The sequence below is a fragment of the Spirosoma panaciterrae DSM 21099 genome (assembly GCF_000374025.1).
In the GTDB taxonomy this organism is placed as follows: domain Bacteria; phylum Bacteroidota; class Bacteroidia; order Cytophagales; family Spirosomataceae; genus Spirosoma; species Spirosoma panaciterrae.
Genome location: NZ_KB893209.1, coordinates 14,754 through 35,657, shown reverse-complemented (window position 1 = coordinate 35,657; position 20,904 = coordinate 14,754). Strand labels below are relative to the sequence as shown.

17 protein-coding genes are annotated in these 20,904 nt (G+C 48.6%); 8 read left to right on the top strand and 9 right to left on the bottom strand.

Annotated features, from left to right (window positions below; all coding sequences use genetic code 11):
* Positions 1-219: helix-turn-helix domain-containing protein (locus B153_RS0126660; protein WP_020599811.1), on the bottom strand; the 219-nt coding region annotated here is incomplete at its 3' end.
* Between the two features lie 394 nt (positions 220-613).
* Between B153_RS0126660 and B153_RS35950 the strand changes: the two genes are divergently transcribed.
* The 7 genes from B153_RS35950 to B153_RS0126625 all read left to right on the top strand — a co-directional run bounded on the left by B153_RS35950 (position 614) and on the right by B153_RS0126625 (position 7,068).
* On the top strand, positions 614-952 hold the full coding sequence (locus B153_RS35950) for a hypothetical protein (RefSeq protein WP_040762141.1): 339 nt from the start codon (positions 614-616) through the stop codon (positions 950-952).
* Between the two features lie 261 nt (positions 953-1,213).
* Entirely contained in the window at positions 1,214-1,555 is a 342-nt protein-coding gene (locus B153_RS0126650; RefSeq protein WP_020599809.1) for a hypothetical protein, read from the top strand.
* On the top strand, positions 1,552-3,255 hold the full coding sequence (locus tag B153_RS0126645) for a hypothetical protein (protein WP_020599808.1): 1,704 nt from the start codon (positions 1,552-1,554) through the stop codon (positions 3,253-3,255). The genes B153_RS0126650 and B153_RS0126645 overlap by 4 nt, the downstream gene beginning before the upstream one ends.
* 322 nt (positions 3,256-3,577) lie before the next feature.
* Positions 3,578-4,003 carry an EthD family reductase gene (locus tag B153_RS0126640; RefSeq protein WP_020599807.1) on the top strand — a complete coding sequence of 142 codons (426 nt, stop codon included), beginning with the start codon at positions 3,578-3,580 and terminating at the stop codon, positions 4,001-4,003.
* 415 nt (positions 4,004-4,418) lie between these two features.
* Positions 4,419-5,408 (top strand): YHYH protein, encoded by a 990-nt coding sequence (locus B153_RS0126635; RefSeq protein ID WP_020599806.1) that lies wholly within the window; start codon positions 4,419-4,421, stop codon positions 5,406-5,408.
* A 38-nt stretch (positions 5,409-5,446) separates the two neighbouring features.
* Positions 5,447-6,109, top strand: a complete 663-nt coding sequence (locus tag B153_RS0126630; protein WP_020599805.1) for a hypothetical protein — start codon at positions 5,447-5,449, stop codon at positions 6,107-6,109.
* Between the two features lie 284 nt (positions 6,110-6,393).
* Positions 6,394-7,068 carry a 3-keto-disaccharide hydrolase gene (locus B153_RS0126625; protein WP_020599804.1) on the top strand — a complete coding sequence of 225 codons (675 nt, stop codon included), beginning with the start codon at positions 6,394-6,396 and terminating at the stop codon, positions 7,066-7,068.
* Positions 7,069-7,105: 37 nt separating this feature from the next.
* On the opposite strand, the gene B153_RS0126620 is transcribed toward B153_RS0126625, so the two are convergent.
* The 5 genes from B153_RS0126620 to B153_RS35945 form a co-directional block, all read right to left on the bottom strand.
* Positions 7,106-8,155, bottom strand: a complete 1,050-nt coding sequence (locus B153_RS0126620; RefSeq protein WP_020599803.1) for an aldose 1-epimerase — start codon at positions 8,153-8,155, stop codon at positions 7,106-7,108.
* Between the two features lie 122 nt (positions 8,156-8,277).
* Positions 8,278-9,072: a TIGR02757 family protein gene (locus B153_RS0126615; RefSeq protein ID WP_020599802.1), complete on the bottom strand. Its 795-nt coding sequence runs from the start codon at positions 9,070-9,072 to the stop codon at positions 8,278-8,280.
* Positions 9,069-9,281, bottom strand: coding sequence for a hypothetical protein (locus B153_RS0126610; protein ID WP_020599801.1), 213 nt, complete (start codon positions 9,279-9,281; stop codon positions 9,069-9,071). Before B153_RS0126610 ends, B153_RS0126615 begins: the two co-directional genes overlap by 4 nt.
* Positions 9,282-9,284: 3 nt before the next feature.
* Positions 9,285-10,442 (bottom strand): septal ring lytic transglycosylase RlpA family protein, encoded by a 1,158-nt coding sequence (locus tag B153_RS0126605; RefSeq protein WP_157634889.1) that lies wholly within the window; start codon positions 10,440-10,442, stop codon positions 9,285-9,287.
* Positions 10,443-10,704: 262 nt separating this feature from the next.
* Entirely contained in the window at positions 10,705-11,766 is a 1,062-nt protein-coding gene (locus B153_RS35945) for a ScyD/ScyE family protein (RefSeq protein WP_020599799.1), read from the bottom strand.
* A 1,364-nt stretch (positions 11,767-13,130) separates the two neighbouring features.
* Between B153_RS35945 and porX the strand changes: the two genes are divergently transcribed.
* Positions 13,131-14,696 carry a T9SS response regulator signal transducer PorX gene (porX, locus tag B153_RS0126595; RefSeq protein ID WP_020599798.1) on the top strand — a complete coding sequence of 522 codons (1,566 nt, stop codon included), beginning with the start codon at positions 13,131-13,133 and terminating at the stop codon, positions 14,694-14,696.
* A 62-nt stretch (positions 14,697-14,758) separates the two neighbouring features.
* Here the strand turns inward: porX and B153_RS0126590 are convergent, their stop codons facing one another.
* The 3 genes from B153_RS0126590 to B153_RS0126580 all read right to left on the bottom strand — a co-directional run bounded on the left by B153_RS0126590 (position 14,759) and on the right by B153_RS0126580 (position 20,743).
* Entirely contained in the window at positions 14,759-15,991 is a 1,233-nt protein-coding gene (locus B153_RS0126590; protein ID WP_020599797.1) for an ROK family protein, read from the bottom strand.
* A 181-nt stretch (positions 15,992-16,172) separates the two neighbouring features.
* A complete protein-coding gene (locus B153_RS0126585; RefSeq protein ID WP_020599796.1) occupies positions 16,173-16,916 on the bottom strand; it encodes a class I SAM-dependent methyltransferase in 744 nt (247 codons plus the stop codon).
* A 2-nt stretch (positions 16,917-16,918) separates the two neighbouring features.
* Positions 16,919-20,743, bottom strand: a complete 3,825-nt coding sequence (locus tag B153_RS0126580) for a hydantoinase B/oxoprolinase family protein (protein WP_020599795.1) — start codon at positions 20,741-20,743, stop codon at positions 16,919-16,921.
* Positions 20,744-20,904: the final 161 nt, after the last annotated feature.

Here is a 20,904-nt window from a genome sequence, read left to right as displayed (position 1 = left end):
ATCAAGTTGGTCGGTTGTTAACCGAGTGGGCGCTCCAGTGGGTTTTCGCCATTGCAAGGCTGTTATGCCTTGCTGTCGGTATTTCTTGAGGGTCTGACTAACCCAGCCTTGGGTCAAGCCCAGTGCTTGCGCAATAGGGCCCTGCTTCCAACCCTGCTGATCCAGTTCGACACAGCGTCGGCGGAGTAGTTCGTACTCTGATTGTTTGTATTTTGCCATACCGACAACAAGATACGTTTATTATAAGCTTATTCACGAATCAATAATGTTTTGCTTCGCGCAGGGTAGCTGCCGTGTGACAGGACGCACGTCCCGAGGTAGAGTCTACAGCCCAACCAAACGAGGGTGTAAAGGTGCAGGTACGTGTGTTCAGGCACGTAGCGTCCATCCATCAGCCCCTGTTGGCGTTGGGTGTCTCGCAAAAGCAGTAAAAAAGCGTGTTTGCCATCGTCCCGGCGACAGGTCGCGCGACTCAGTAGGTAAACTTTGGGTTCGTTAGTCTGCTTCGGTTGACACGAGAACTGCGCCAATAGCCGATCCTGAACAATTAGGTGGGTTTCGTGCGACAAAACAAACGCCTTTGATGGGCACGTGTAATAGAAAAAGAGAATCTATGTGGAAACCAATATCTGCTGACGAATTGCAGAACCTAGTTTTAGACTGCGAATTAGATATTGAAGGTACAGTGGTGTCCTCTTTTTGGGAATTCATCAAAATACCTCCTCAAAAGTGGCAGAATTATCCAATGGGAGATGAAGGAGAAGGTTTTTGGGTAGTTGCCATTTTGGGAAAGCATGTAATCTGGTACAACGATATTGAAGACGGCTTTAACATTTCCACTTACTCGACAAGCGGTGTTATAAACGAATATTGGTGCTCGCAATCGGGCTTAAAAGCGATACTAACCTCGCTTCATGAAACACTGGCTGTAGTTCCTAGGCCAATTATTTAAGGTAGTTACTCCGCGTGGTTCATCTGTCTGCGACAGAGCGCCCGGCTCGTAACAAGGTGGCTTTGCTCGTTTATCAGCTCTCATCGACAAGCCAAAGGCCCCAAATTATGTTAGCAGGTTAGATTAAGACCGCTTAATAAAGTGATTCAGCAAAATAGGAAGTATGGTATTAGTTTCCACCATAAACGACCCTACTACTTCTTGGTATCAATATTGCCGATTGCCTTGAACGAACATTTTACACTTAAATGAACTACCTAAATGTCAACTACAATTGATTTGACCGGTTCAGAGCAAGAAATTGAAATAATCCTTGCTTGGGCGAAGGAACGACCAGAAATAGACCAAATTTCAGAACCCACAAGTTTAGATGCGAGTAGGCCAATGAATGTTGGTTTACCAGAGGTCCAAGAGTTGCTGGGGTTTATAACAGTTGTTTTTTCGACAGCCACGGCGGCATTGACATTTCTTAAGGCACTACGCGAGGAACTAAAAAAACGGAAAGGCGTCGTTTCTGTCTCTGACTCTATGGTTGGGAAGTCCCTGGGGCGGCTCCAGGGTGAGACGTCTGATTTAGAAGTGACTCAGATGGTACCTGAATGATACCTACCGCTTATTTTGACCCAGCGACCCTGGCCATTTGGACTACAACAGGGAATTTGATGGAGCGTGAAGCTGCCATCGCAAATGAAGCGATAAGGGCAGCCGTGCGCGGAGAAGACCCCTCAAAGATGCTTTTGGATATACCAAAAGAAGATATTCTGCGGTCTCGAATGCTTTGGTTCGCTTCCAGTATCTGGCACGAAAAGCGTCACTATCTCGACACATGCCTTACTAACTATGGTGCGCGTCGTTTCCGTGACCTGTTTATCCTGGCCAGTAACGTCAATCCTCTTTTGGCTCATGCTAAGAAATGCGGTGAGCCCGTCTGGTTTCCGGTTGAGATTTATGATAATTCCGTTCACCGCAGATGTTTAGGTATTGCAGAACCAGCACCGAATATCATCGAAATGGCACGGTTGGCGAAGAACTTGAAAAGCTTCATGGGCCAGCTTGATGCGCCTGTGAGCCTTGGTGATCAGGTCATCCATCTGGGTGGAAATGCACAAATGGAAGGCTTGGCTCAGAGTTGCCAGACCTTTTCAATCGAACACTGCTTCGGAATAGAGGATTCTCTTGCAGTAATGAAAAGATATGTACATTCCCTTCCTCAGGAAGGGCCATACCGAACTATTGAAGCTGTGTGCGGTGTGCTTGGTTGCTCGACAGATAAAAAAGGGTTGGTTGTTTTAAACCCAAATCTTGCAGCAGCTTTGTTTGTGACAGCTCTTTGCGGTCGTTTTTTCGGAGTAGGTTCGAAGCCAGATGCCAGCTTAGTTGCCCCTGAGCGCCGTTTAAGCATAATGATAGAAAAACTCGGCAAGGCAGGTCGCTTTGACATGCCCGATGAGGAAGCGGCTGCTTTGGTAGATGAACTTTCACGTCGGCTGTGGGGGCGAACTGCTTTAGAAGAAATTGGTGCAGATATAGAGGCTATGGAGGCAAAACTCGATTTTAAAGCGTTGCCTTGGTTAGTTGGTGAAGGGCTCGACGAAGCGTTTAAAGACTTTCTACGAATGCGCCGTCAGCTTTTAGAAGCCGCCCAATCGGCGGGCGGCTTGGTGAGCTTATTACCTCGCGCTTTTCCAACTGTCTGGCGCGACCGTCTGCTGCCTTGGCATGTAATAGCTACTCCTAATGGTGGTGATGCAAAACCTGGTAGTCGTGAAGTATTTGGCTGTAGATTAAACGTTCCTGCCGGGTTAGAACGCGTCGTCCCCCAGAAGGTCGTTTGGGGGCATTTGTACTCGGCCTCTTCAGCAACTTCGAAGGTTGGTTTCGCCCCAAGTGCCGATACTGCGTGGCTACAGATGTTAGAGCATCATGGTCCAAATGCAATGCTAATGCTAAACGGTAGGCGTCATCGTCGTATGATTCCCCCTGAGTTAGAGCGATCGATAAAAGCCATAGAGCAGTTAGGAATACCTGTGCGGTTTCATCCACGTTTCGAATGGCCCGAGCAGCGTGACCAGAAAACCCGGGTCGAAGAGGCTATCACGCTTGCTGACATGTCTGGACGAGATCATTTCTTTTGTGATATTACTGGAGACCAGATTGAGCCCAAGGATGCAATTGTACTAACGCCCTGGGAATTCCGCCATTCGCCACTCTTACCACAATTTAGACAGAGCGGAATCATTGCTGAAATACAGCTTATAACGGATTGGCAGGACTGGGTTGTGCGAAAGGATTTATTGGATTAGTGGTCAAAGCATTATATAAAAAAAGCTTTGATAATACGTTGTTGTCCCCTCCACGTAAGTGATTTTCCGGGGTGACAGGATGTTCGCCCCGCAGCCCAGCAAGGTGGAGGGGAAAGAGAGTATAAGGTCTATAATCCGGAAAAAATGACTCCAATGAGTTTGATGGTTGTGGGCTGATGCCTGAGCAAGCTGAGCGACCTTTCATAAGACAGGCTTGCCAGATGGGGAGCTAGTAAAGCCAATGTTCTGAACTTTTGGATAGAAAAATCGGATTTCTGCTGGATCTTTTTAGCTTCGTGCCGGACAATTAAACAGGAATACCATGAAAATAATATTTGCCGCATTTGTATTGGCTTTTGGCCTATGTTTTTCAACACTGGCTCAGCAGGGTAACTCTCCTAAATCCGATAAACAGACGGGAGGGGCCGATAAGGGTTTGATTAAGGTATCCATTTTGTACCCCTATTCAGAAGGGAAAACGTTCGATATGGATTATTATGAAAAAAGCCATATGCCGTTTGTGGCAGGTTTACTCGGCGCTAATCTGGTCCGGTATACCATAGAAAAAGGGATTGCCAATGGAATGCCTAACTCTCCATTGCCGTTTATGGCTATTGGGAGTTTCTATGTAAAAAGTCTTAGTGATTATCAGGCTGCTATCGCTCCTAATCGAGATGCGATCAGGGCAGATTTTCCAAAATACACGAACATCAGCCCTACCATCCAGATTAGTGAAGTAGTAAAGTGATTTTTTAGGTTTTCTGAAAACCTTAAATAGGCATCCTTTTCAAGAAACCTATTTAATCGGTTTACGCTCCATGTTGCTTGTTTCATAAAACAGGATTCGCCAAACAGTTTTGTGGATACAGACGGAGGTTATAGTTATTCGTTTACCAGGTTCTGCCGACAAGTCAGCCTACGGGCCGGTTGACTTGTCGGCCGTTCCATATAGAGTACAGGGCTTTTTTTAGAAAGATGCACAACATCGGTCATCGCACGTAGCCTAATACAGTTCTGCAATACAATTTTAGAGATAAAGTAAGGGGTTGATTGCCAGTTGAATGCGTTCGTATGCAGAACAAACTTATTTATCAAAACGATTTAAGGCGTAGGAACGAAGGAGGGAAAGCGTCTAAGCAACTGGTATCAAATTCCAGTTAGCTATGCTTTTCAACAAAAACGGTAAAAACGCTGCCTTAACAGTTGTTTGCCTGGGGATCGTGTCTCTGCTTTCACTAGGTTGTAATAAAGGCGATGAATCAACAACGGTTACTCCGACTGATGAAGTTGTGGTTGAGGTCGATCCCGGCCTTTTTATTCAGGCGGGTTTAGCCGAGCCTATAACCAAAATAACAAAGACCCTTTCGGATGGCACTTCGGCCGTCTGCTATAAAATTGTTACCAACAATACACCTACTGAGCATTCGGTAGGGCCCTGGTGCCCAACCAACATTACCGATAATGCCAGCAAAGGGGGGATTTGGTTTGAAGGGGGGAAGGTGTATGATGTTGATGGGGCATTTGTTAAAAATCTGGCCACTTTTTATAACGATGCCGTCTGGAAATTATACAATGCCGATGGGAGTATAAAAGTGACCAACACAAAAGCTGCCTGTGAAGCGGCTGCCCGCCCTAATGTCGATGCGGCCTATAATAACTATTGCGTAGAATGTCAGCCATCCTATGTATCGGGATTGAAAAAAACGTTTTATATCCCTGTGAAACCCGTCAAACTAAGCAAGTCGGCTTCCATTCAGGGTATGGGAACGGTGGTAGGTATCGCTTTTAATGGGGTTAATTTTGATCCACCGGCCCCTACATCCGCCATTCTGGGAGCCCATACGCTGGCTCCAATGGACGATGCAGGAGGCCACGTCAATACGGCTACTGGCTATCATTATCATGCTGCCACCGGACTCACCAAAAAAGTCGCCCAAAGTGACGGCCATGCGGCTATGATTGGGTATGCTATGGACGGTTATGGCTTGTATGAACGATTGGATGCAAGCGGTAATGAACCTACTGACCTTGATGCAAACCGTGGGCATTATGACAAAACCAGAGGATACCATTATCATGTGGCATCGGCTGGCAGCAATAGTTTTATCAGTAGCTTTCGAGGGGCGCAAGGCTCTTTTTCGGTAAGTTTCTGAGCCTGCATATTCTTCAACATTGCTACTAAATTGAGCTTATGAAAAAGAGCCTGTTCTTTATCCTGTTTATAGTCGTTTCCAGCTCCTTACAGGCGCACAACCCGCAGATTTCAACGATTATTTTCGTTCAGAACAAGAATAAGCAATGGAATCTGCTTGTTGGTGCGAGCCTTGCCGCTTTTCAGAATGCCTTACAAAACAAAGGCGTCTACAAACCGTCAGAGCCAATCCAGGCGCAAGCTTTCCAGCAATTAATTGAGGACCAACTTCGGGAAAACATACAGATTAGAGCAAACGGTGATCAGGCCGTAGCGCTAAAAAAGGGTTTATTCATTCTGAATCATCAGACAGATGTTCGCTTTGATTTGCCCGAAATGCCCTCACATTTACAAACTCTGACCATAAGCCAGCGGTGCTTTGCCAGTCTGAAAAACCACTATTGTTTACTGAAAATTTATCCGGATGGGGGCAAAGCCCGAAGCTTTATTTTGCAGGATAGCAACCAGTTTACGATTGCGTTGACCCTTAAAGATAATACCCTGATTGATATACAACCTCAGGCCGATCAGGGTGATATACCTTGGGTAGACTTGGTCACGGCCAGTGGGTTGGTTTGGCTATTGGGGGCGGGCATTGTGTTGTTCAAAAAGCGCAGGTCAAAACCGGGGGTTAGTAGCAATGCCGCCTGGATCAGTTTGTAAAAACAAGTTGTCTGGTCGGTATTGACGCGTATGGGGTTGCTGTGATGAACGTCTTATTGGCTTGCCTAATTTGTAAACTTCCTGATTTGAGACGAGTAAACAGGGTGTTGTTGAACAAGGGCTCCATGCCATAGGCTCATAAAACGGATCTGCCTAGGTCGGACATCGATGAGTTTCAGTATCGGGTTTTCTTTAGAGATAGATGACCATATAATCAAAGTTGTATTATGTCTGCTCGTCTATTTCTCCTTCTTACCCTTCTGTTTTGTTTTACGTATATACCTATGCGTGCGCAGGAACCCAACAGGCTAACAGCTCAGGAAAAAAAAGTGGGGTGGAAATTGTTATTTGACGGACATACGTTGGCTGGCTGGCACAGCTATGGTACTAAAGGTATCGGGGCTGCCTGGCAAATAGACGGGGATGCATTAAAGCTAAATCTACCCAATCAGATTGGAAGCAAAACGCCTAACGGTGGTGATCTAGTAACGGATGTTGTTTTCTCAGGCGATTTTGAGTTTAAAATCGAATGGAAAGTCGAGCGATTTACGAATAGCGGTATCTTCTTTTTCGTCCAGGAGGAATCCCAATACAAAAATAGTTTCGATACTGGATTGGAATTGCAGGTATTAGACGATGCCATTTATGAAAGGGCCGATGACACTAAACATCGTGCCGGTGATTTTTTCAGTGTTGCCAGCGCGCGTGTACGACAGATTCGGCCAGTAGGCGGGTGGAATAAAGTGCATGTTGTATTAAAACACGACAAACTAACGGTGACTGTCAATGGCTTTGTTATCCATGAGTACGATATTTCCAGCGCTGAATGGAAAAAACGGATAGCCGAAAGTAAACTCAAAAATGCGCCGATCAGTAAAGGCCGCTACAACGGACGCATTGGCCTTCAGGATTGGGGCAGTACAGTTTGGTATCGAAACATCAAATTCCGGCAATTGTAAATGGTTGAGTAGGTATTTGCCCTACTCAACCACCAGGCTAATCCAGCCGCACCCAGATGGTACCGGAAAGTGTGTCGCCGGGGCCTAGAATAGTCAATCCTTCGCCATTGTTGAAGGAATTTACATTGGCGGTCTGCGGCTCAATGGCAATACTGTCGCGCCGGGGTGGGGTGTAGCAAACGAGGTAGTTCATTTTCCCTTCCCCGGTTTGCTGTCCAACAATCAGCCGTGCACCTGTTTCTCCTGAGGTCAGAATGGTTTCAGCAAACGATTCATGGTCGGTAGGCAGGCTGGTTGGGGTAATTTGAAAGGGTGTGTCCAACTGGCGTTTGTGCAGATCAATCACTTCGGCCGGTTGAAACGGATAGCGACTAACCGGAATCATGTGATCGTCGAGTACGATAGCCGTTCGGCCTGGCAACGATAGCGTCATCCCGTCAACAAACTCAGCCGTTCGTTCAGCATCTTCCGTGAATGTGAAATACGGATGCCATCCAAAGGCAGCAGGAGCTCGCGTAGTGCCTGTATTCTGAGCAGTATAGGTAATTTTCAGTGCGCACATCCGGTCGCCGGCAGGGTTACTACCATGCGCGAGCTGATTCGCCTGGGTTAGTTGATACGTAATGGTCAGGACAAAGGGAAATGGATAACCGAATGTATCGCCCTGATACGAGTAACGGAGTACCAATTGGGCGTGGGTTGGGGTTACTTCTTCGTTGACAACCGTGAAAGGGCGCCCATGGACAAAGCCGTGTATGGCATTGTCGCGATGAACTTCGTTCATTTTTATGGCATAGTCAGTGCCTTCAAACCGATAAACGCCATGCCGAATCCGGCTGGCAAATGGATACAGGAAGGCACTGGCATAACTTTCGTCGGCCATGAGTGCCTGTGGAGATTCGGGAGCCTGGATCAGCGCAAACAGATGGTGGCCCTTGCGGAGCACTAATCGACGTAAAACCGCTCCAAATTCTGGAATTACCGATATGAATTCACCCGTTTCGGTGTGTTCGAGCAGGTATTCGGTAAGTGGGGTACTGCCCGTTGGGAGAGGGCCAAAGGATTGGGTAGTGATCTGAAATGGCATCCTGTTCGTTTGACAAGTTCGTATTTGGGTAATCCGTTTTGGCTAATGTTTGTTTATTAACCTTTATTAATCCCAATAAAAAAAGAGAATTGGGATAAAGGTAGCCAGAATGGCCATACAGTTTATAATTCGCCTTCGACGCCCAGCCCAAACAGAGCAAAATCATAACGAACGGGGTCCGTCGGGTCAAATTGACGCAGGGTTTCGGTCAGTTCCAGAGCGGCTCTCCAGTCGGTTTGTGGCCGGATAAGTAAGCCTAATTGGCGCGCTACCCGGTTCACGTGTACATCAATAGGCATCACCAACTGGCTGGGCTGAATGCGAGTCCATAAGCCAAAATCAACCCCCCGATCGTCCTGACGAACCATCCAGCGCAGAAACATGAGAAGCCGTTTGCAGGATGAGTTGCGGGCAGGGGTAGCAATGTGTTTCCGGGTGCGCTCTGGAAAGAAATCCGTAAGGCCACAAAATCGGTCGTGAAACGCAATCAAACCCGTTTCGACGGTTGGGGATGGCTGTAACGAAGCGGATAAATGGGGTAAAAAAGCATCTTCCAGGGAGTCGTACTGCTGGTAATACTGGCGGAAGAAGTGGAGAAAATAGAGCGCGTCGGTGGCGTTGAAGGTCCGGTGTTTGAACGAAAGGAAACGCTTCAGGTCGCTTTCCTGGTGATTCCGAATAAAATCGTACGGGGTGCCATCCATCAGGTCAACCAGTTGGGCCGATTTTTTCAGGATCACAGGCCGCTGGCCCCAGGCGAGTACGGCCGCCCAGAATCCCATGATTTCAATATCCTGTTTCTGACTGAACCGATGTGGTATGCTGATCGGGTCGCGCTCAATGAACGAAGGCCGATTGTATTGATCGGCCTTTGCATCCAGAAAATTATGTAGGGACGAAAAATGGTTGGGTATCATTTACTTTTTCCACCACTGACTACCCAGGCCAGGGCTCGTGAAATGCCTGAAAAGATCGCCAGCAAAGTAGACATGACAAAGGTAAAAACGGCAATGAACGGATAGGCCAGAGTAAACATAATACTGAAGGTTATGTAACCGGGCGAAGCTTTCATCTCCTCGTCGCGTTCCCGGTGTCTACGAGCAATCCGTTCTTCTTTAGTTTCCATAACTTATTTCACAATATAACTGACCTCTGCCCGAAAACGCCGATCCTCGGGCGAAAGTTTCGCGAAAGCCTGACTTGAGAGCTTAATTAGGATCTTATCGTTGATGCCTGTATTGGGGAGTCGGCCAATAACTTTTACCCATAAGCTCTGATTATTGAACTCGTTTCGGACTTGTACCAGGGTTCCGATGGGGGCTGTCCGGTGCAGGGCAAGGAATTTACCGGAGCCATCAGTACCGTCGATCATTTCGGCTACACCACTCGAGGAGATACGACGGCCCTGGGTTGGCATTGGCGCATCGTTGCCGGGACGGGGCGGCTCCGGCTCTGGTTCGGCAGGCTTTGTGCCAGGAGCTGAGGTGCGCGTGGGCGTATCCGTTTCGTTGCGGTGGTCAGGCTTGGGTTCGGTGCGGGTAGTGGGCCGGGTATCGTGGGGGCGAGATTCATGGGTATTAGTATCGACCGGATGCGATGGCGTTGGGCGGCTGGGTGTTTCGGTCGATTTGGTGGCGGCTACTGCATTGGATGGGGTTCGATCCAGATAGGCTTTTTCGGAAACAATCAGTGGTTGTCCAATCAGCACATTATTGCCCGGCAAATTGTTCCATTTGCGAATATCGGCCTGCGAAACACCGTATCGATTCGCAAGGCTGTACAGAGTTTGCCCCACTTCAACCACATGGATGCCTGACTGGGCTGGATCGTCCGGTTTTTTAACCTCCTTTTCCGGCGCTCTCTCAGCTTTAGCTACGGTTCTTGCGTCTGCGACTTTCTCGGTTTCTTTTTCTCGTTCGCGGGCTTCCCGTTTGGCTTCTTTTTCCTGTTTCTTTATGGCTTTATCAATGGCCTTCTCTTCTTTCCGGCTCAGTGCACCATCTGGAACCGGAATCAGGATAAGCTGGTCATAACGAACCGCTTCTTTCATGTCGGGGTTGGCCGCTTTTATCTCGGCTACGGATCGTTTGTATTTTCGGGAGATAGCGTAAAGGGTTTGCCCTTCATCGACCCGATGCAGGATAAACCGTTTTCCGTCTTTTTTTTCAATCCGCAGCGAGTCAATGATAAGGGTGTGGGGGAGGGGTACTACCATTGCCCGCGCCGAAGGAAGACTCAGGCTAGTTAATCCACTCAAAAAGACTATAGTGGAACAGAAGGAAATCATTTTCATGGGTTTATACACAGCCAAACCTAACTGGCGATTCGATAGTCAGCTATATAAACGGTTTATTTAGTGAAATATAGGTAAATGTACACCTGAATTTACCAGAAATATGTAGCGTGTCGAGTTATTCGATTCAATGAGGTATCTGCCCGTCGTTTGAAAGTAGCGTTAGAGTGCTTAGTATCAAGGGGGAACTTATAAACAGTCATGCCCGCTACTTGTTGGAGTAGCGGGCATGATCTGATCGGTAAATGGCCTGAGCCTAGTTGGCCGTCATTTTAACAATGATTCCGGGGCCATAATACAGTACATAATAGGTGTCTGTACCGACTGAACTCAGCAGAATGTCGACAGGGGTGATGGCTGGTGTAAATAGGGTCTTGTTTGGATCTTGACCGCTCGCTACCCGGGCAGTAGTCGAAAAGCCAAACTCCGTAACCAGCAGTTGGCCGCCAGACGAGAAGGTTAAGTCGGTTAAACCCGAAAAGCCTGATTTATAAACGGAAGGCGAAAGGGGGGGCGTACCGGCACCGGCCACCTGATAGATCTTAGACTGCCCAGCCGGGAACGGAAATCCGACCAGCGAAGTAACGAAGAAGTTCGAACCATCGAAGACGATACCCGTAGGAACAGCATCGAGTGTAGGAGGGCCTGGGGCATTTGGAAAACCTGGGTTGGGTGTATCGGGGAAAATAGCGTATACACTCAGTGTACCCGTTGTTTTATCCCGGCGAATAATGGCGTTACCACCCGAATCGGTTATGAACAGATCACCGTTCGGCCCGAAAGTGAGGTTGTACGGGTTGGAGTCTTCCGGGTCAGGTGCGTTCGTGTGTGCTTTGCGAACGAAAGTGCCGATGTCAATACCCGTGAGTGTGCTGGCTAGGATAGGTGAACTGACGCCAGGAACGAAACCTGAAATATCAACAATGTACAGTTTTTCTTCTACACCGTGCAGGATGTAGAGTTTGCCGTCTCTGTAGGCCAGGTGGTTAAGACCTTCCGGCGAATTTTCGGGGCTGATCGCAGACACAAAGCCTGTAATAGCTGGATACTTGGCACCTGCTGGTGTAATGACCGTTACCTGGCCATTATTGACCGTACCACTACCGGCTTCGGTAACCCACAGATTACCTTTGGGGTCGTCGGTAAGGCCGATGGGTGATTTTAATCCAGATGCAAAAGGTGGTCCCTGAACGGCCGTCAGACCTTCGGGCATGGGAATTCGGTGATCCTGTATCACGCAACTAACAACGCCAAACAGGAAAATGCTTACGACCAGTAAGGTCGGCATGGAAGGAAATGAGTAGCGTTTCGGCAACATAATCAGAGTTGAAATAAAGTGATTGAGATTAGTGGTCAATAAGTACTTTGTGGAAAGTATACAAAGTAAATAGGAATGTTGTGTAGGTGTGGGGAATTGCTTAAACAGTTGATTATACGGTGCATCAGGGTGGGTATTTTGAGTAAACGGTCGAAAGCTCGGGGCGCAACGATCCCGACGTCAGATCGCAGGAGCGGGTCGATTCGTGCGATGCTTTTTGGGCGCTGATTGGGGGGCGCCAACTGCGTCGTAGCAGATTATCAGATGGCTGAGATTGTATCCACTCAATAGTCAGCTATCCGCTTCCTGATTGAAAGTATCTATTCTCAGGAATTCTAAAAAAATAGACTACGTCGGGTCGACATAGTCTATTCTGATTGAATCAAGGGAAACGCTGGATAAAGGATATAAGGTTGTAAGCAACATTGTTGCCACTTACATATGAATAGTAACTTATTTCTTCTCGGCCCCGGGAATTTCTTTCTGAAATGCGACTGCTGAGAGATAATCGTGGGTAAATCGTTGGGATCAGGGTCGAAAAAGGGCTTGCTGAAATTTATGCCAAAAATAAGCCCGGATTCAAATTCGAATCCGGGCTTACCTGTCATCTACTATTATTCACACGAAATAAATTCTCATTACTATGTACAGACTGTCGGGAGAAAATGTTGTGTGCGTCAGTCGATTATAACTGGAATTTAATGCAGGCCTACGGCGTGGACACAGGCTACTCCAAGATGAAAAAAGCCTGACTTCAAGCGAAGCCAGGCTTTTTGTTCTCAACCTAAGTGCTTTCCAAATACCTTCTAGATTAACATTAAAAATAGATTAAAACGGTAAACCTACTCGTTATACTGATTAAATGGGGAGGTATCCGTAAAAAAAACACCCGATTCAACTGATCGGGCGTTTGAATATCCACCGTAACTGTGCTTACTTAATTCACAGTAAGACAATCGCAATGAATTAGATGCCAAATCGTGCAGAAAGTAATGGATGATTCGTGTCAAATCGAAAGAAAGTAAGCAAACGAGCCCTTGGCTGTTGAAAACCAGATTACTAAGCCAGAAGTGGACCCGCATCCGTTGGATTCCTATATATAAAGCCTTATGAGCGATTGGCCTTTAAATCTATAATTGAAAAGAATCCAATACTTTTTTGTCCCGCTTAAAACTCGCTGGGTGGGTCCGAAACCAGATTTAGAGTTGTTTTCAGGCTTTAGTATGCTTTTTTCTTAAAAAACCTTAATTATGAACTGCTAAAACACAAGTGGACGTTTCCAGTTAAACTAAATGATACAGTTTCGTTCTGCGTGCCGGATAGGGCCGAACGAAATTCAGACGAATAAACCACCAACTGAACACATGCAAAATTACTCGATACTCTGGGCCGACGACGAAATAGATCTGCTAAAACCACATATCCTGTTTCTAAAGAACAAGGGATACGACGTCACCTCCGTAAACAGTGGAGCCGATGCGTTGGACGAAGTTGAGCATACGAATTATGATGTCGTTTTTCTCGATGAAATGATGCCGGGGATGACTGGTCTGGAAACCCTGTCACAAATCAAACAGATGCGCCCGAACCTGCCCGTCGTTATGATTACGAAGAGCGAGGAAGAGCATATTATGGAAGAAGCGATCGGCTCAAAAATTGCCGATTATCTAATAAAGCCCCTTAATCCCAATCAGATTCTGCTATCGGTAAAAAAGATTCTGGATAACAAACGGCTCGTCACCGAACGAACCAATATCGGGTATCAGCAGGATTTTCGAAATATATCCATGCAATACAACGACCGGATGGATTTCGAAGAGTGGGCAGATGTCTATAAAAAGCTGATTTACTGGGAGCTGGAATTGGATGGGTCGCAGGATCGGAGCATGTCGGAAGTGATGAACATGCAGAAAAGCGAGGCCAATGCTGAGTTCTGTAAGTTCGTGATCGACAACTATGAAGACTGGCTGAACGATCCAAAAATGAGTAGCCCCATTATGTCGCATCAACTGATGCGGAAGAAGGTTTTTCCATTGTTGAATCAGGGCGGCAACCAGACTCCCTTGTTTTTTATCCTGATCGATAACCTCCGGTACGATCAGTGGAAAGTGATTGAGCCAATCCTGGCAGAATACTTCACTCTGGAGGAAGAAACTTCGTACTACTCCATTCTGCCGACAACGACCGGATTTGCCCGGAATGCCATTTTCTCAGGCATGATGCCCAGCGAAATGGAGCGCAAACACCCCGATCTTTGGGTCAACGACGACAGTGAAGATGAAGGGTTGAACAACCATGAGGAAGAGTTTTTGCGTCGACAGCTCGATCAGAGCCGCCTAAACGTAAAAATGTCGTACAATAAGATCTTGAACGTAAACCAGGGAAAAGCACTGGTCGATAACTTCAACAATCTGTTTCAGAACCAGTTGAATGTGGTGGTTTACAACTTTGTGGATATGCTATCGCATGCCCGCACCGATATGGCCATGATCAAGGAACTCGCACCCGACGAGTCGGCGTATCGGTCCATTACCCGTTCGTGGTTCCTGCATTCACCGCTGCTGGAGTTTGTTCAGAAAATTGCAGCCAAAGGCGGCCGACTCATCGTGACAACTGACCATGGTATGATTCGGGTACAGAAACCCGCCAAGATTGTAGGGTATCGAGAAACCAATACCAACCTGCGCTATAAACAGGGGAAAAATCTCGGTTTCGACGAAGACCATCTGTTTGTTGGTCGTAAGCCCGAACGGTTGTTCCTGCCGAAACCCCACGTATCGACGGCGTATGTCTTTACCCTGGAAGATTACTTCTTTGCGTATCCGAACAATTACAACTATTACGTAAACCATTACCGGAATACCTTCCAGCATGGGGGCGTATCGCTTGAGGAAATGATTATTCCTTTTGCCTATTTGCGAGCTAAGTAAGCAGTTTGCTAACTAAATAGTGGAGTGGGTGATTCGTTGCCAAAATGGATGCACTCACTCCACTAGAACGTAGCGAAAATATCTTCCATCACATACGCATGGATTCCCAGCCAATTGGCGGCCCCGTCGAGTTGGGTGACTTCGATGCGTAGGTCATTTTGAAAATCGCCCAGGCAATACTGCCGGATGGCTTGTTCAATAGACGTCAGGATGAACGTTGAGGCTTTCGCCAACACACCATCCACAACGATCATTTCCGGGTTTAGCAGGCTGATCGCTATCGACAAACCTTTTCCTAGCTGGAAACCAGCTTCATTCAGAATCTGGATGGCATACATATCGTCCTGCTGGGCGGCCAGGATGAGTTCGTCAATATCGATCTGGTCTGCCCGCTCACGGAAAACCGACAGTTTTGAGGCTTGCCCGGCCAGAATATCGCGTTTAGCGCGGCTAACCAGCGCTGAGGCCGATGTGATGGTATTCAGACAACCGATTTTGCCACAATGGCAAAGTTCACCTGCCGGATCAACCTGAATATGGCCTAGTTCGCCCGCAAATCCACTGGCACCCTGAAAAACCTCACCATTGACAACGATGCCCAGCCCAACACCCCAGTCGATGTTGATCGCAAGCACTTGTTTCTTGCCTTTGGCTCGCCCAAAACGGCTCTCCCCCAGTACAGTAGCCTTGGTGTCGTTGATAAGATAAACGGGTTTGCCTGTCTGTTGAGAAAACCAGTTGGCCAATGACGTCTCGGCAGGATTCAGACTTTTGTAGGTCAGGTTCAGGCCACGATGCGCATCAATTAACCCCGGCATGGAAATACCAATCGCTACTATGTCGCTATGGGTCAGGCCCGAAGCAGTGAGCGCATCCGTGAAATACTGGATCAGCGACGGTAGAAACGTTGGGTTGTCGACAATCCGGAATGGGTAGTCTTCGCGAAAAACCAAATTCCGCCGGGCGTCCATCAGCAGAACCTTGGTGTCGTGCGTACTAACGTCGAGTATGGCGATGTAATTCCGTTTTGTATTCAGGCCAAACAAAACCGGGCGTCGGCCATTGCTGCCGATGGCAATGCCGATAGGAGACACCCATTGACTGTCAATGAGTTCTTCGACCAGTCCCGTTACCGAAGGCACACTCCCATGCAACATCCTGGTGAGCTGGGCTAGTGTGCTGTTCCCTTCAGAATACAGATACGCAAGTACTTTACGCTGTTTTTGTTTTTTCTTATAATCAACCACCGACTGTTGACCCAGTGAGTCGTCGTCGGGTATAACGGCAGCATTCATTGACTACAGACAGATGAGACGTTTGAATTTAAGAAAATGATTCATACGTCGCTTAGGACCCACCAATGGGATGAGTTGCTTAATTAGATAATTGGGTAGTGAGTAGATACAAGAGCACTAAAGATAGTAAAGTTTTAAATTAGTTCTTTCTGTAGGCGTATAGATTGTAATAAGAAGTTGCCTAAATAGGTTTATTGCCTACAATTCCGGAAGCGCACCCGAAAAAATAACTCGTGGTCCGGCACGACAGTCCTGCATGCTGAAAGAGTTGCTGAGCCTGCTGAGTATCCTTGAATTGCGAACAATAAATGCCCAGCATTCGGTATGTGTCTGGATTGCTCAGAAAGAGCGCCCCCAATACAGGAATAATCCGACGCAGATAGAAAAGATACAGTGCCCGAAGCAAAGTGGACCGGGGTACCGACACTTCGATGCATGAAAATTGGCCACCCGGTTTAAGGATTCGGTTTATTTCCTGAGCCAACTGGGCGATCTGTTTGGGATTGAAGGTTTTTAATCCAAATGACACAACCACATGATCGGCCGATTGGTCGGGTAACGTTCCAGCCAATACGTTCTGTTTGTATATGTGAATCGTGTGTTGGGAAAACCGTTTTCGGTGTCGTTTCTGATGCGCATACTGGAGCATGCCTTCCGAAAAATCGACACCGACCAACACGCCATGGGGCCCTATCCGCTGGCAGATATACGCCCAGGTTTCGCCCATCCCTGTCATCAGGTCGACCACAGTTTGCCCCGGCTGAATAGCCAGTTCAAACACACATTGCCGACGCCACCGGTTGGAAAAACCGAACGAGGTAATGGTATTCATCCGCTCGTAGGTCAGGCTCATCTCGTTGAAAAGCTTTTCGACGAATTCGGGCTCGTAGATCGATTGGGGTGTTTTAGGGTTCTGAAAAGCCATAGTTAATTGCCTGGTGTTTGAAAACCCCCTCCGCCAGGTGTTTCGATATGGATGCGTTCGCCGGGTTGCATGGCCCGGGTAAACAGGCCCGGTAAGACCTCTTCGTCGCCCGTCAGCAGCCTTACCCATTGACGGCCCGGTTGTCCGGCATTTCCCCCTTCAAGACCATAAGGTGGTACTACGCGGTGCTGGCTCAGAAGGGTAGCCTGAACCGGCTCGATGAACTCGATTTCGCGAACGATACCATCGCCCCCCCGCCATTGCCCGGTTCCCCCCGAACCCGCCCGAATGCTGAATTGATGGAGCCGAACGGGGTAGCGTCGTTCCAGTTCCTCGGGATCGGTAAGTTTGGTATTGGTCATGTGCTGATGCACCGCTGAGCGTCCGTCGGCACCATTCGTTGCTCCGGCCCCTCCACCGATGGTTTCGTAATACCCAAACTTATCGTTGCCAAATAAAAAGTTGTTCATCGTTCCCTGACTACAGGCCGCTAAGCCCAAGGCTTTCAGAAGGGTATCGACCAGTCGCTGACTGACTTCGGTATTGCCCCCCACTACGGCTGGGCAAGCTGACGGCTCATCGGGGAAAACAGGGTTCAGAAACGAGGATTCGGGCAAAATGAGGTCAACAGGTGCCATGAGCCCTTCATTCAGGGGAATATCGCGTCCGCACCATAACCGCAACACGTACAAAATGGCACTGTAAAGAATCGATAGGTTGGCGTTGAGGTTATGGGGATGAACGTCGGAGGTACCCGTAAAGTCGAAACGAATGCGTAGCCCGCCCTGATTCGGAGCCGCTTCATCCGTGGCCGAAATGGTAATTTTTAACCTAATCTGATGTCCGTCGTCCAGGTATTCTTCGGCCTCGAATACCTGTCCGGTAAGCGGGTTTAAAACAGACCGTATAGCCTCTGTTGCCGACTGCTGAAGGCGACCCATATACGTATGGATTGTGGGCAACCCGTGCTCCCCGACCAGGTTTTGCAGGGCCTGCTCTCCGGCCCGGAGTGAGGCCAGGGCGGCTTCGATATCCGCTTTGTTTTCGGCCAGCGAACGGGTGGGGTATGGGCAGTTAGTAAATCGGGCAGCCAGCTCTGAATCCCACAAAAACTGGCCCTTCTTTACCACATAGGTTGGCTCCAGAACAACCCCTTCTTCCACCAGCGATACGGCATCGGGCGGCATCGATCCCGGCACTTTACCCCCAATTTCGGCATGATGCGCGCGGTTGATCACATAGCCAATGAGTTGATGGGCTTCTGTAAATACCCCACTCAGTAAAGTTAGGTCGGGTAAGTGAGAACCGCCGTATTTGGGGTGGTTGGTAATGACCACATCACCAGGTTCGAGGGGAGGTAAGGCGTTCAGAACCAGCCGGGCACAAATTCCCAGACTACCCAGATGGACCGGAATATGCGGGGCATTGGCAACCAGTTCGGCTTTTTGATTGAGCAACGCGCAGGAGAAATCAAGCCGTTCTTTTACATTCACTGAAAACGCGGTTCGTTGCAGTTGGGCCCCCATCTCTTCGGCGATAGCCCGAAAACGCTGTGTAAATAACTCCAGTTGAATAACGTCGCCATTCTGCTGACCCGTCCCTGTCTCCTGTTCCTGAAAATCAACGGAACGCACTTCATCCAGGTCTGCGATGTAATCGACAAGGGCATTTTTATTGGCCTGAACGATGAGCCGCCAGCCGGGTTCAATAAAGGCGGAGGAGGTTGTATTGAGTAATAAGGCTGGTCCCCGAAAGGTATCGCCCTCCTGCAACTGCGTCCAGTCATAAGCCGGATAGGCATCTGTCGTAAAAGCAGGTACCGCATGGCGATGACTAACTGGGGAACCGTTTAGCACCTGATGAGGGCTGGTTGTACTGACCATCACCCGAATACTTTCAACTTCGATTGGGCGGTTTTCGGGGAAGTGTCCGTACAGATGCTGGTATTTTTGTCGGAAATCCGTTTCCAGATGGTCGCTAAACGGAACATCGACGGTAGCTTCCTGACCCAGCAGACGCAGAAAAACGGAAATGCTTTTTGTTTCGACGGCCCCATCCTGACCGACATCCTGCCGTAGGGTTTCGGTGGCTGAATCAAGTAAGCGACCGACCAGGGCAGGCAGTTCGTCCTGAACAGTTGCCAAGGGTTGCAAAGCCGAGCATGAAGCCAGCCGTTCGATTTGGGCCTGACCAATCCCATAGGCACTCAACAGGCCACCATCGAAGGGTAAAATGAGCTGATCCATATTCAGCAACCGGGCAATTGCGCACCCATGTAATCCGCCTGCTCCGCCGAATACCAGCAAACTGTAGTCTTTCGGGTCGAATCCGCGTGATATCGATATTTTACGAATAGCCCCGGCCATGGTTTCGTTGGCAATTTGCTCGAAACCACGGAGCAAGGCCAGACCATCGGTGTGGTTTCCTGTTTTTTGTTCCACCTGCTGCAAAACGTTTTTCAGGGCTTCCTGGGCTTTTTCGGGGAAAACCGGGATGCCAAATTGGTTGGGGTGGAGTTTGCCTAAAAGCAGGTTGACATCGGTAATGGTCAGTGGGCCTCCCGCACCGTAACAGGCTGGACCAGGATTTGCTCCGGCACTCTGCGGCCCAACGCGTAGCTGCCCTGATGTAGCGCCGTGACTTTCGAACCAGCAGATTGAACCGCCCCCAGCCGCTACGGTTTCGATAGCCAGCGAGGGGAGCTGCAAATCGAATGGACCAATCTTGGTCGAAAATCGGTAATCTAACCCGGTTTGGATACGGGCTACGTCGGTGCTGGTACCACCCATATCGAGCGTAAGCACCCCTACGGTCGACTGGGTAAGCTGGAGTTGGTGACTAATGTCAGCGGCACCGATAACGCCCCCGGCGGGACCGCTGAGCAGGCTATCTTTCGGTTGGAACAGATCAGCGCGAACCAGCCCACCAGAACTGGTCATGATGCGCACCGGATTGCCTCCTAGTTGGCGTTGCACATTATCCAGATACGACCGCATAACGGGAGTCAGGTAAGCATCGACTACGGCTGTTTGCGTTCGCGACACGTACTGAGGAGTTACGGATGTATCGGTCGATAGCGTTATGTATCTGAACCCCGCTTTATTGATAGACTCTCGAAGCTGATGTTCATGGGTCGGATTTCGGTAGGCATTCAGCAACGATACGGCAATGGCATCGGGTTGTAACTGCCGAAGGTCCTCAATCAGATTGATGCAGGTTTGGTCCGACAGTGTTGTTAACGGCTGGCCATCCGCAGCGATTCGTTCATCGACTTCAAGGACCGTATCATAAAGAACCTCGGCCGGTGGAATCGCTAGCTGGAACAAGTTGGGTCGTTGCTGTGTCCCAATTCTGAGCAGGTCTTTAAAGCCTTTGGTCACCAACAGAGCCACACGTCCCCCTTTTCGTTCCAGCAACGCATTGGTGCCTTTCGTTGTGCCCAACCGCATTTCGAGTGCCGGAAAGGATTGGTTTAAAGGCGTTTGTGTCAACAGCCGGGCCGCTAAGACTGGAGCTTCTTCATGGGTGTACAGTTCGATGGTGTGTTGGGTGTGGGGTAACGTGACGATCTGATCCGCGTTTCTTACTATTAATGTTCCATCAAAGCGTAGCGATTCAATCGTATATACCGCATCGGTTTCGAGAACGCGGAGTTGATAGCCGTCGAAAATGGGGGCTGTCAGCCAGGGAGCCACTAGCTTGCCATCGATCAATTGCCCGCGCAAACGGCTACTGCTGAGTACTTTGGTTCGGTGTAAAGCTCCATTTGGATCAAGAGCCAGTCCGTCGGTGAAGGTGCCGCCAGTGTCAATCCAGATTTGGTACATAGATCGGTAACGCGCTCTGTCGGGAGGTTGTAAGAAGGTTAAAACACAAAACTAAGACTGGGCTGAACCAAATAAGCGAGTCGGGGTGAAATATCGAGTTGTTTTCTGAAAACAATCCAGGCTTGGTGAAAGGGCTGCTGCCTGAAAAGGGTTCGGTTGGA